Raw genomic sequence first — 12042 nt, 5'->3', positions numbered from 1 at the left:
CGAGGCGGTCCTTGCGGAACTTCGTCTTCCGAACCAGAAGAACCCCGCTGGTCAGATCGACGTCGGAACGATCAAGCCTGACCACTTCGCCAGATCGCAGTCCCGAGCTTGAAAGACTGAAACACGGGCTCACGACTGGACGCCGGGCCCAGCATCAACGGAGAACAGCCATGGAAGAACATATCGGTCTCGACGTGTCGATGAAATAGACGGCAGTGTCGATCCACCGTGAAGGCGAACGGATCTGGCGCGGGAAGTGCGCATCTGATCCCAGGATCATTGCCGAGCTTGTCCGCAAGCGGGCGCCGGCCGGAAAGCGCATCGTGTTCGAAACCGCCCGCTGTCGGTGTGGTTCTATCATGGGCTGCGCGCCGAGGGATTGCCAGCCATCTTCATCGATGCGCGCCATGCCAAAGCCGCTCTCGATATGGCGGCGAACAAGACGGATGCGAATGACGCCGATGGTTTGGCGCGTCTTGCTGAAGCAGGGTTCTTTCGCGAGGTGCGCGTGAAAGGCTTCGACAAAATGTTGACCCGCACGCTCGTGGCAGCACGCACCCGGCTGGTCCGGATCACCGTCGAGCTTTCCAAGCAGATCCGAGGGATCATGAAAACGTTCGGCTTGGCCTGCTGCCGGTTTTTCGGGCACGCAGTTTAGCTATAGCATAGTTTTGTCCTCGAACTCGACGGGGCTCAGGTAACCCAGTGTCGAGTGCCTCCGCCGAGGGTTGTAGAAGCGCTCGATGTAGTCGAACACTTCCGCCCTGGCGTCATCCCCCGCCCTGTAGACCTTGCGGGCTGTCCCGCTCAGTTTTCAGTGACGAGAGAAGCTCTCCATCGCAGCATTGTCCCAGACGTTGCCCGACCGGCTCATCGAACAGGAATGTGACTGGGCGCGGTTGCTACCTTTTCAATATGTTCTGCGACACCGCGCCGTTCGACAACAACGATGTCAGAGTGGCGTTGACGCTTGCCTTGGACCGCGAGCAAATGCTGGACAAAGATCCCTCGCGGATATGGCGCAATAGGTAACGACTTTCCTGTCAACGATGCCTACCCGCTATTTTCGGCCGATGTCGAGCAGCGAGCCTTCGATCCGGACCAAGCCAAGTTCCACTATCAGAAGTCGGGCCACAGTGGGCCGATCCTCCTCAGGACCTCCGACGTGGCGTTTCCGGGCGCCGTCGATGCCGCCCAGCTCTATCAGCAGAGTTGGGCCCAAGCCGGTATGAGCCGGGAGACGGCTACTGGACGGAGGTGTGGCAAAGCAGCCCTTCTATGCTTCGTATTGGACTTGGCGCTCAACGCAGGACCAGATGTACTCGAGTGCCTATCTGTCCACGGCGGAGTGGAACGACACTCACTTCTTTAACGAGAAATTCGCTTCTCAATGAGGCGCGCGCCGAGCTCGACCAGGATAAGCGCACGAACCTCGATCGCGAAATGGCTATCATCCTTCGAGACGAGGGCGAGCCTCATGGGCGACGACGATGCGCCGGACTTCACCCGGCTTGGATGGCTTCGCTGCGCCAGCGGCGCAACAGCCGGAACACCGAATCCTAGTCGACATCGGGCCTTCTTGAGGGATGTCAACTGTTACGCAAAATTAGATTAATCTTAACAAACATTAACTTTCTACATTGGCGGCTTGCGTCATATTGGATGCCGACCCGTAACTATCTAATGCCGAGATCCTCCGGCTCCTTGGTAGATTTAATGCGGGTCACCCCTTGATGGCGAATCACTTTTGACCCGTCATACAGATCAAGTGGATCGCCAGAAATATCTGGAGGCAGCCTGATGGAACGGCGAAACGAAACCAACCTCTCTGACATCGGGCGAACGGCGACGTCTGTAGCGGAGGTCGTCTCCTCGGGGCTTTGTATCGGCTGCGGACTATGTGAGGCCGTTACGGTCGGTCGAGTCCCCATGCACCTGACAGGATATGGGGCGCTCCGTCCCTCGATCGTCAATAAGTTCACTCGACAAGAAGAGGACAGAATCTTGGCGGCTTGTCCGGGTATCATCGCAGAGTCACGGCTCGAAAATGCACCCCACACAGATTTAGTTTGGGGTTCATATTTCTCGATGAACTACGGATGGGCAGGCGACCCAGAGCGCCGTTTCGCGTCCTCCAGCGGCGGTGTGCTCACAGCGCTCGGATGCCATCTGCTCGAGACCAAAAAAGCGGATTTGATCCTCCATGTCGGACCCGACCCGGACATGCCCATGCGGAGCCGATGGAGGATGAGCAGGACGCCTAAAGAAGTCCAGCGCAATGCCGGCTCACGTTATGGACCTGTAGCTCCGCTCGCGGGACTCGAAAATGCCCTTCAACTCGAGAAGCCATTCGCAATCATAGCGAAGCCTTGCGACCTTGGGGCGGTGCATAGGCTGTCGAAAATCGACGATCGCATCGACAGGGTCTGTGTCGCGAGGCTCACGCTGGTCTGCGGCGGTCAATCGCGCCTCGGCAAATCGATCGAACGGCTCAACGAGTTTGGAGTCCTTGAATCGGAATTGGCGCTTTTCCGGTACAGGGGGTTCGGCAACCCCGGTCGAATCCGCGTGGAGACGCGGGACGGGCGCGCTTTCGAAATCACCTATGCAGAGTTTTGGAAAGAGGAGGGGGATATCGAGACACGCTGCAAGTTCTGTCCTGACGCCCTCGGAGAAGCATCCGACATAGCCGCGACCGATGTCTGGCCGGGGGCCAATCCAACCGACGAGGATGCCGGTTTCAACGGAGTCATTTGCCGCACGCAAGCTGGCAAAGAGCTGCTGGACGGGGCAGTCGCCGGTGACGATCTCGTCCTAGGTGACTCCATCACACCTCGCCAGTTCGATTCTTTCCAACCCCATCAGGTGCACAAGAAACACGCCTTGCTGGCGCGCCTCCAGGGTCTGGCCCACGCGAAGACGCCGATGATCGAGACCGTCGGATTGAGACTCGACAAATTGGCCGAGGCTTTGGACGCTGATCGTCGCCAGGAAGAGACGTCGGCCACCATGCAGCGGGCGCTTGCTGGTCGTTTCAGCGAACCGTTGCCAACCTGATATGGGAGGCGGCGTCGGCAACGTTGCCCCGCAATCCTCCTGCCAGTGGCCACGCCCTTAACGGGCGAAATAGACCAGCTGACGCGTCTGACCGCAGCGGCCCACAGGACAACAGAAACAGAATTGGACATGTGGCCGCAGGTCGGGCGCGGCGGACGCCGCCAAGCTTTGCCTTGCTGGGGGTATTGCCATGCGCCACTTATCAAATCCGCAGGTAAATATTGCCACGGACGGCATTTTTCGGTGTGAAGTTTATATAAATCGACTTGACGAATGTGTAGCATAGCTTCAGGCCGAGCGCGGACAATCCCGTCCAGTTTCTCCGATTGGACCGCATCAACAAACACGGTATCGACAAAACGTAGAATGCGCTTATCCTGTAAATTGTCATGTCCTCCGAGACATTTCTTGTACTGCATTTTGTCAATGCAGAATTCGTCTGAATTTATAATTGTAAATATAGGTCGAAACAGTAGTTAAAAAACCTTAATTAATGATGATATGTTGTTTGTTATAGCCTTGCTACATTGTGCCTTCGCTGAGTAACTCCGTTTTTCCTTGCAGCCATGTTGAACAACAGTAGATACGGCGACAACTAAAACCACCGTTTGGGCTGCCAAAAGTAAAAAGTGCCAGTGCGATGCGAGATCGTGAGTTGCGGTAAAGAGGTAATACCCTAGAAAGGCCACTACCGGAAGACAAGATGACGTTTCGTTGCTGGAGAGATAAATGACTGAGAAAAAGCGTTCAGGCGCTGCGAACCGGATCGCCAGGGTCACTTGCATCGGAGGGGGCATGATTGGGGCCGGTTGGGCGGCGCATTTTATGAGGGCCAGCTTGAAGGTCGTGGTTTATAGTCCAGCTGCCGAGCGGGAGACTTTTTTGAGGGAGTACCTGGCCAAGGCCATGCCGGCCCTTGCTAAGCTCGGAATGGCACCGGGCGCTTCGCCTACGCGCGTACACTTTACAACGAACATGGAGGACGCCCTTAAGGATACGGACTTCGTTCAAGAAAGCGCGACCGAAAACATCGACGCCAAGATTAAACTGATTGGCGAAATCGATGGTCTCACGGCGCCTAGTGTTGTCATCGCTTCAAGTTCTTCGGGTTTCCTTGCCGCCGATTTGAGAAGGGCAGCCCGGCATCCAGAGCGCATCCTGGTCGGTCATCCCTTCAATCCACCATATCTCGTGCCTCTTGTAGAGATTGCGGGGGGTGATGTCGCCTCGCAGGCAGCTGCCACGGCATCAGAATTTTACAAATCGACAGGATGCGAGGTGGTCTCACTTGACCGGGAGATCGCCGGTTACATTGGAAATAGAATTCAATACGCGGTTTTGAGGGAAATTCTTTACATAATGTCTCAAGGAGTAGCTGACCTTCAAGCGATCGACACCGCTATTGCTTCTGGTCCAGCTATAAGGTGGGCTGTAATGGGCGCATCATCGGCATTGTTTCTCGCGACGCGAAACCCAACCGCTTATGCCGACTACGCAGAAGATTTCGCCGCCGAGATGACGGGGTTCCTAGCACCACCAGATTTCCAGCCAGATCGGCAATTGATGCGAGCATATGGCGAACAGGTATTGAAAGGTATTGGCGCCAACGGCCAAGCCGAGCTTATGGAATTGCGAGATGCAGGGGTGGTGGGAATTAGAGGTGCATTGCGGCGAGCAAAAAAGAGCCTTAAAGGTGCCTGACCCGTCTGATTCACGGCGATTGAGGCTGGGGATGTAGCTTCAGCGATTGAGTTGGAGCAGGATTCGGTTCCGTAGGCCAACCCTGCCCTGCATCTCGCGAGCCGCACACGCCATGACCCTGGATGGGTTGCTGCCGGTGTCTTTTCCAGTCGTCGGACGCAAGAAGATTACAGCTGGACAGTTCGAAATACCTCGCCTTTGGAAGTGGATTTTGATTCACTCGGCGCGTTGATTTGGGCGGAGGCAGTGGATGCGGGGACAGGCTGGTTTCTGGGACATTGACGAGCGCTATTTGCGGCTGAGCGAGGCCGGCGATCCGCTGGAGAAGCTGAACGCGGTAGTGCCGTGGAAGGTTTTCCGCAAGCCACTCTGCAAGGCGCTGAAGCGTTCCGATGGCGCGAAGGGCGGCCACCTTACGATCCGGTAATGATGTTCAAGATCATGGTTTTGCAGGCGCTCCACGGCCTGTCTGACGACTAGGCCGAGTTCCAGATCCAGGACCGCCTATCCTTCATGCGCTTCCTCGGGCTGGGGCTCAGCGACAGAGTGGACGCCAAGACGATCTGGCTGTTCCGGGAACATCTCACACAGGCCGGCGCGGTGGACAACCTGTTCGCCCGTTTCGACGAGCACCTCAGCAAGGCCGGCTACCTGGCGACGGGCGGGCAGATTGTCGATGCCACCATCGTGGCGGCGCCCAAGCAGCGCAACACCGCCGCCGAGAAGACTGACATCAAGGCGGCAAGGTTAACAAGCCCGCCAAGCTGCGCCTGAAGGACCGCGACGCGCGTTTGACGGTGAAGTTCTCGAAGGCCAAGATGGCTGAGGATGGAAAGGCGCAGCAACGAGACATCGCCATTCCCGCCTTCGGCTACAAGAACCACGCCGCGATCGATCGTCGGCGTGGCTTCATCTGCGGCTGGAACGTCACGAGCGCGGCCCCCTATGATGGCGCGGAGCTTCGCAATGTCCTCAACCGCGCCAGAACCGGTTCGACTGTCTGGGCCGACACGGCCTATCGCTCGAAAAAGAACGAGGAGTGGCTGGAGAAGAACGGCTACGTCTCTGACATCCACCAGAAGAAACCGAAGGGTCGGCCCATGAGCGAGGCGACGTCGCGGGCCAATGGGCGGAGATCGAAAACCCGCGCATTCGTCCAATACGTGTTCGCGCAGCAGAAATCCAGGATGGGCCTGTTCGTGCGCACGATCGGCATCGCGCGGCCCATGATCAAGATCGGCATGGCCAACTCGCCTACAATCTCATCCGCTTCGTATGGCACCAGGGGCGAACTGCGCCCGCATGCGGCGAAAACGAAGTCAAATCGGCTATCCACCCAGGCAAGGGGCGAAACCTTGTCATAGAGTCAGATTCGGCCAACCGCGCCCATTTGTGCGCCTTATCGTTCAAAAGTCGCGGTAAATCGATCTGTCCAGCTGCGTTTGACGGCGGCCACATCATATCCCATGGTGGTGATACTTCTGGCGGCCGAACGGCGTTTGCGACCGGGCTTGCGGCTGCGATCCACGTGATCGAGCGCGCGTGACGCACGGCTATGGCCGACGTTGCTTCGCCATCGCCTGCGCTATGAGGATCGCAACGATTTCAACCGGCTGCGCACCGATCCAGCCTTCAGGCTCGCTTGCGGACGATTGCCGATAACGGGCTCGACTTGTGCTCGCAGTCGACGTGTCAGGCTCGACATCTGCCGACATCAGGACCGTCATGCGGCTGGGCTGGATGCTGGTCGATCTCTGGCGGTCGAGCTATGCCGCGCCGCCCGCAAGCATCACGCTCGACATCGACGACACGGTGGATGTCGTTCACGGCCATCAGCAGCTCTCGCGCTCAACGTGCGTATTTCAGGCGATCGTGAGCACGGATTTCACCGCATCGTGAGCACGGATTTCACGAGATCATGAGCAACGATTTCAGACGATCGTGAGCACCTTTTCGGAGGTGCGGGACGCTTCGGCCGACAACTCAGCTACAGGGTGCCTCGTTCAAACGAGGAAGCCTGATGCCAACCCAGAGATTGTCGATGCGCCGGATCAGAGAAGTGTTACGTCTAAGGCATGTCCAGGGCCTGACCGAACGCGCCATCGCGCACACGCTCGGGTGAGCAATGGCGTCGTGCATGGTTATCTGCGGCGCGCCCGTCTTGCCGGCTGAGCTGGCCGCTGCCCGAGGGGATGGATGACGAAGGTCTTGAGCTGCTGCTCTTCCCGGCGCCGAAGGCAGCATCGCAAAGCCCCCGGCGGCCGGCCCCCGATTGGAGCTATGTCGAGAAGGAGTTGCGCCGGCGCAATGTAACGCGGGTGCTGCTGTGGGAAGAGTATCGTGCAGCCAATCCCGACGGCTTTGGCTACACTTGGTTTTGTACGACCTTCGAGGCCTGGAAAGGGCGCGCGCGCCCGACGATGCGCACCGCTGCCTGCCACCTACTGGAATCCGGTGTCGAAGTTAATGTCATACGCAGTTGGCTCGGGCACGTGAGTCTCGACACGACAAACCGTTATGCCGAGCTGACGCTGCGCGCCAAAGCCGAGGCGCTGCGCGCCTGCGAAGTGAGTGGTTCAGGTATTTCAACGGTGCCCCGACCACGTGTTGCTTGGAAGGATGACAAAACCCTCATCAACTGGCTCAACTCCCTGTAGTGCATTATGTGTCCTCTCGCCCGCGGCCCACCTTCGAAGACCGGCTCAAACCCGTTGCCAGCCACATAATGGCGTCGGACACAAAACTGCGACAATCTCAGGGCCGCCGTCACCAACCCCGACCGCTACGACCCCGGACTCAACCGGACTTATGCGGAGATGGCGAGCCATTACGGCACCGCAGTCCTCGCAGCGAGGCCGAAACGCCCGAAGGATAAGGCAAAAGTCGAGGTCGCCGTGCAAATCGCCCAGCGCTGGGTCCTGGCGCGGCTGCGCAACCAGCGCTTCTTTTGCCTGGCGGAGCTGAACGCCGCCATCCGCTTGCTCGTCGCCGAACTCAACGCCCGCCAGATGCGCGGCTTCGGCTCCAGCCGCGCCGAACTCTTCGCCGAGATCGACAGGCCGAAGCTGGGAGAGCTGCCAGACCAGCCATACGTCTTTGCGCGCTGGAAGCGTTGCCGTGTCGCGCCCGACTATCACGTCGAAGTGGACGGGCACTGGTATTCCACACCCTACCGCCTGATCCGCGAGCTCGTGGATGTGCGTATCGCCGACAACACCGTCGAGATCTTCCACAAGGGGCAGCGGATCGCCAGCCACGCCCGTGCGCCCAACCGGCGCGGCCACACCACCGTTGCCGATCACATGCCGAGCGCGCATCGCCGCTACGGCAAGTGGACGCCGGGGGGACTGATCGTGGCCGGCGAGAAGATCGGTCCCGCCACCGCCGCCTTCTTTCAGGCCGTCATCGCCGATCGGCCGCATCCCGAACAGGGCTTTCGCACCTGTCTCGGCATCCTGGCGCTGACCAAGAGCTACGGCAACACGCGCGTCGATGCAGCCTGCCAACGCGGCATCCTCATCAAGGCACGCTCCGTCGCCTCGATCCGTTCGATCCTCAAGAACGGCCTTGATCGCGCGTTCCTCGACGAGACGCCCGATCATCAACCCCTGCGCCACGGCAACATCCGCGGTCAGGGCTATTTCCACTGAACCATGGAGTTCTCAATGCTCACCCATCCCACCCATGAACGGCTGATCGCACTCGGCTTGACCGGAATGGCAAAGGCCTTCGAGGAGCAGCGACGATCACCGGATCTCGATGCCCTGTCGTTCGAGGAGCGCATCGGGCTTCTTGTCGATCGCGAAGCCGCCGAGCGCGGCACCAAACGGCTCACCACACGCCTCAAATTCGCCGCGCTGCGCCAGAGCGCCTGTGTGGAAGATGTCGATTTGCGCACCCCGCGCGGCATCGACCGCGCCGTCTTCGCCAGGCTCGTCGCCGGCGACTGGATCGACCGCCACGAGAACGTGCTGGTCACCGGCGCAACCGGCCTGGGCAAGAGTTGGATCGCCTGCGCCCTCGGCCACAAGGCCTGCCGCGACAATCGATCGGTGCTCTATCATCGCGTCCCGCGCCTCTTTGAGGCGCTCGCGCTAGCGCGTGGCGATGGGCGCTATGGCCGCCTGCTCAAGACGCTCGGGCGCGTTCAACTCCTTATCCTCGACGACTGGGGCCTGTCGGTCCTCAATGCCGCCGAGCGTCGCGACCTCCTGGAGATCCTCGACGATCGCCATGGCCGCGCTTCCACAATCGTCACCAGCCAAATTCCCGTGGAACACTGGCACGATGTTGTCGGCGATCCCACGCTCGGCGATGCGATTCTGGATCGCCTCGTTCACAACGCTCACCGCCTTCAACTCACCGGAGAAAGCATGCGAAAACATAAAGCCCGCGCCCACGCTCTTGACGCAGCCGCAAACACCTGAATCAATCAACAGGTCGGTCGAAGCGGCCGCTCATGATCGCGTGAAATCCCTGCTCACGATCAAATGAAATGAGCGCTCACCATCGCCTGAAATGGCTGCTCACAATGGAGAGCGTTTTTAGCTTGGCGTCGCGCAGAAAAGGCGGGTGGCGAGAGCGCGCTGTGGCGGATCGCGACGGTGAGCTAAAAACGTGTTGGACTAAGCCGCCGGCATGGGTGGCCGCTATGGGCATTCAATTGAGGCCGCACCCGCGGACAGGCATCGCGTGGGCCGCAGACGCATCCCAGACGCGGCGATTGCAGATCGCATGGGTTGAAAGCGACACGGATATATCGGCTCCGGCCAAGTGAGGGCTGGCGCCCCGCCCTGCCGAGAGGCGACCAGGAGGTGACGGCGCGCACCTTCGCGGGACCGGCTCGGTTTCCGGCCGAACGGTCTGGGCGATAGATGACGAAGAAAGCCGAGCGCTACCTTCATGACGTATCCCAGTATGGCGGTGGTCCGGTGACGCCGTCGAAGACTTCGATGACGATCATCTGCCCTTGGTGACAGGCCGGGCATTGCCGCAGGGAGTGACCGTAAGGTCCTCGTAGCGGTCGCGATAGTCCCTTTCGATCGGCTCAACCGACGGCTCGGGAGCCGGCATGCCGAGCAGGTCGCGGCAGCGGGCGAGCTTTTGCGCGCGATGGCGATTGCCGAGAAAGCCGTAATAGCGGATGCGATGGAAGCCCTCGGGTAGGACGTGAAGCAGGAAGCGGCGGATGAACTCGTCGGCCGAGACGGTCATGACCTTCTGCCGATCACCATGCCGGTAGTCCTTCCAGCGGAAACTAACGGCGCCATCCTCGATGTCGACGAGGCGGTTGTTGGAGATGGCGACGCGGTGCGTGTAGCGGCCGACGTAGTCGAGGACCTGTTCGGGCCCGGCGAAGGGCGGCTTGGCGTAAGTCACCCACTCGGCCTTTCGAAGCGGCGCCAGATAGCGCCGGAAGGCGTTAGGCGCGCCCAGGCCCTGCAAGTCGGAGAAGAACTGCAGTTCGCCGGCTGCGAAGGCTTTCTCCAGGTGCTCCAGAAACAGCCGCCGGAACAGGCGTGAGAGCACGCGGACCGGCAGGAAGAAGCCGGGCCTGCAGGCAATCCATCGCGTGCCGTCCGGCGAGAACCCGCCACCCGGGACGACGCAGTGCAGGTGCGGGTGGTGCAGCAGGTTCTGGCCCCAGCTGTGCAGCACCGCGAAGAAGCCGATCTCGGCGCCCAGATGTCTGGGATCGGCGGCGATGGTGCGCAGCGTCTCGGCGGTGGCGCGGAAGAGAAGGCCGTAGGCAAGCGCCTTGTTCTGATAAGCGATGGCGGCAATGGGTTCCGGCAGCGTGAAGACGACGTGGAAGTACTGCGTGTCGAGAAGCTCGGCGCGACGATCCTCCAGCCATTGTGCCCGGGCCAGCGATTGGCAGCGGGGACAATGCCTGTCGCGGCAACTGTTGAAGGCGATGCGCCGGTGGCCGCATTGATCGCATGCTTCGACGTGCCCGCCGAGCGCGGCGGTCCGGCACAGTTCGATCGCCGTCATGACGCGATGCTGGGCGGTCGACAGCGACGCATCATGCTGAGTGCGATAGGCGTCGCCATGGCGGCGGAAGATGTCCGCCACTTCCGGCCCCGAGCGGGCCATCGGCGAGAGCTCAGAAGTATTGCGGGTCGGCGGGCGGCGGCAAGGTGGGCGCCGGACGCGGCAAGAGCTCGAAGGGACTCGACGTGGCGCAGACCTTGTTGGTGGCAATCCGCAGGTAATGGGCGGTGGTCGCGAGGCTCCTGTGACCGAGCAGCAGTTGAATGGTGCGCACGTCGGCGCCGGCCTCCAACAAATGGACGGCAAAGGCGTGCCGTAGGCTGTGCGGCGTGACCGGCTTGGACAAGCCGGAGAGGTCGTGCGCTTTCGCGCACGCATGTCGCACCGCATCCCTAGTGATCGGCTCGCCGGCGCGGTCGCCGGGGAAGAGCCAGGCCACTGGCCGGCGCACCTTCCAGTAGCTGCGCAGGATCTCCAGGAGCTTGGGCGACAGCATCACGTAGCGGTCCTTCTGGCCTTTGCCCTGCTCGACACGGACGACCATTCTCTGGCTGTCGATGTCCGTGGGCTTCAGCTGAATCGCCTCCGAGATGCGCAAGCCGGCGGCATAGCACGTGGTCAGGATCGCGTGATGTTTGATGTCGAGCACACAGCCGAGGAATTGTTGAACTTCCTCGGGACCGAGGACGATCGGCAGCTTTTGCGGCTTCTTCGGAAGCGGCAGAACCTCTTCAGGCGCCCAGTCCCTTTCGAGCGTCACGCTGTAGAGAAAGCGCAGCGCCGCGATGGCGGTGTGGATCGAACCGGGCGCGAGCTTCTTCTCGTTGGTCAGATAGACCTGGTAGGTCCGAATGTCCTCGCGCCCGAGCAGGTCCGGCGACTTGCCGAAATAGCGAGCGAACAGCGATACCTGTTGCAGATACGAGAGCTGGGTGTTGAGCGCGAGGTTGCGCACCTGCATGTCCTCGCTCATGCGCTGGCGAAGTTGGGTCATGACGAGCTCCAATCGCGTGCTTGGCTTTCGACACGTCGACACCGACGTAAAATACATTATCTTCCTTCATGGCCCGTCCTTCCTTTGCTTGAGGCTCGGCTCGGCGCTGCCGAAGCAACCCTCGTTTTGCTTTACGCTGCAAAGTCTAGGGACGGGCCACCGCTCACACCACGGTCATAACGTCTAGCAGGCTTCTCTGATTGGGGTCGTTAAGGTCAAGCCCCTCCTCGTGATATTTTTCCCTACTCCAGTCGCCCCGCGGGTCACTCGCTTCTCTTCGCGGTCGATGTTAG

General features: G+C 60.2%; 4 protein-coding genes and 8 pseudogenes. 9 read left to right on the top strand and 3 right to left on the bottom strand.

What is annotated here, in order from left to right; translation table 11 throughout:
• Positions 1-215: 215 nt before the first annotated feature.
• Positions 216-625: pseudogene (locus tag RFN28_RS33820) on the top strand (IS110 family transposase); the annotation flags it as partial.
• 33 nt (positions 626-658) lie between these two features.
• Here RFN28_RS33820 and RFN28_RS33815 read toward each other — a convergent pair.
• Positions 659-883 (bottom strand): annotated as a pseudogene (locus RFN28_RS33815) (integrase core domain-containing protein); the annotation flags it as partial.
• Here RFN28_RS33815 and RFN28_RS33810 point away from each other — a divergent pair.
• The 8 genes and pseudogenes from RFN28_RS33810 to istB form a co-directional block, all read left to right on the top strand.
• Positions 853-1470: pseudogene (locus RFN28_RS33810) on the top strand (ABC transporter substrate-binding protein); the annotation flags it as partial. The pseudogenes RFN28_RS33815 and RFN28_RS33810 overlap by 31 nt on opposite strands.
• A gap of 330 nt (positions 1471-1800) precedes the next feature.
• Positions 1801-3057, top strand: a complete 1257-nt coding sequence (locus RFN28_RS33805; RefSeq protein WP_320291472.1) for a Coenzyme F420 hydrogenase/dehydrogenase, beta subunit C-terminal domain — start codon at positions 1801-1803, stop codon at positions 3055-3057.
• 729 nt (positions 3058-3786) lie between these two features.
• Complete coding sequence (locus RFN28_RS33800) at positions 3787-4758, top strand: 3-hydroxyacyl-CoA dehydrogenase NAD-binding domain-containing protein (protein WP_320291471.1); 972 nt, start codon at positions 3787-3789, stop codon at positions 4756-4758.
• A 250-nt stretch (positions 4759-5008) separates the two neighbouring features.
• Positions 5009-6008 (top strand): annotated as a pseudogene (locus RFN28_RS33795) (IS5 family transposase); the annotation flags it as partial.
• Positions 6009-6148: 140 nt separating this feature from the next.
• A pseudogene (locus RFN28_RS33790) lies at positions 6149-6603 on the top strand (transposase); the annotation flags it as partial.
• 175 nt (positions 6604-6778) lie between these two features.
• Positions 6779-7184 (top strand): annotated as a pseudogene (locus RFN28_RS33785) (IS21 family transposase); the annotation flags it as partial.
• Positions 7185-7502: 318 nt separating this feature from the next.
• A pseudogene (locus tag RFN28_RS33780) lies at positions 7503-8408 on the top strand (Mu transposase domain-containing protein); the annotation flags it as partial.
• A gap of 15 nt (positions 8409-8423) precedes the next feature.
• Positions 8424-9185 carry an IS21-like element helper ATPase IstB gene (gene istB, locus RFN28_RS33775; RefSeq protein ID WP_320291470.1) on the top strand — a complete coding sequence of 254 codons (762 nt, stop codon included), beginning with the start codon at positions 8424-8426 and terminating at the stop codon, positions 9183-9185.
• Between the two features lie 473 nt (positions 9186-9658).
• On the opposite strand, the pseudogene RFN28_RS33770 reads toward istB, so the two are convergent.
• Positions 9659-10857 (bottom strand): annotated as a pseudogene (locus RFN28_RS33770) (IS91 family transposase).
• A gap of 10 nt (positions 10858-10867) precedes the next feature.
• Positions 10868-11749 (bottom strand): tyrosine-type recombinase/integrase, encoded by an 882-nt coding sequence (locus RFN28_RS33765; RefSeq protein WP_320276777.1) that lies wholly within the window; start codon positions 11747-11749, stop codon positions 10868-10870.
• Between the last annotated feature and the right edge of the window lie 293 nt (positions 11750-12042).

Source organism: Mesorhizobium album (genome assembly GCF_033977205.1).
GTDB lineage: Bacteria > Pseudomonadota > Alphaproteobacteria > Rhizobiales > Rhizobiaceae > Mesorhizobium > Mesorhizobium album.
The sequence above is the reverse complement of the archived record's forward strand: the minus strand, read 5'-3'. Positions and strand labels throughout refer to the sequence as shown.

Bases quoted from the DNA above. Each gene is read 5' to 3' on its own strand.
- RFN28_RS33805 (WP_320291472.1), top strand. From the start codon at position 1,801: ATGGAACGGCGAAACGAAACCAACCTCTCTGACATCGGGCGAACGGCG.
- RFN28_RS33800 (WP_320291471.1), top strand. From the start codon at position 3,787: ATGACTGAGAAAAAGCGTTCAGGCGCTGCGAACCGGATCGCCAGGGTC.
- RFN28_RS33765 (WP_320276777.1), bottom strand. From the start codon at position 11,749: ATGACCCAACTTCGCCAGCGCATGAGCGAGGACATGCAGGTGCGCAAC.
- istB (WP_320291470.1), top strand. From the start codon at position 8,424: ATGCTCACCCATCCCACCCATGAACGGCTGATCGCACTCGGCTTGACC.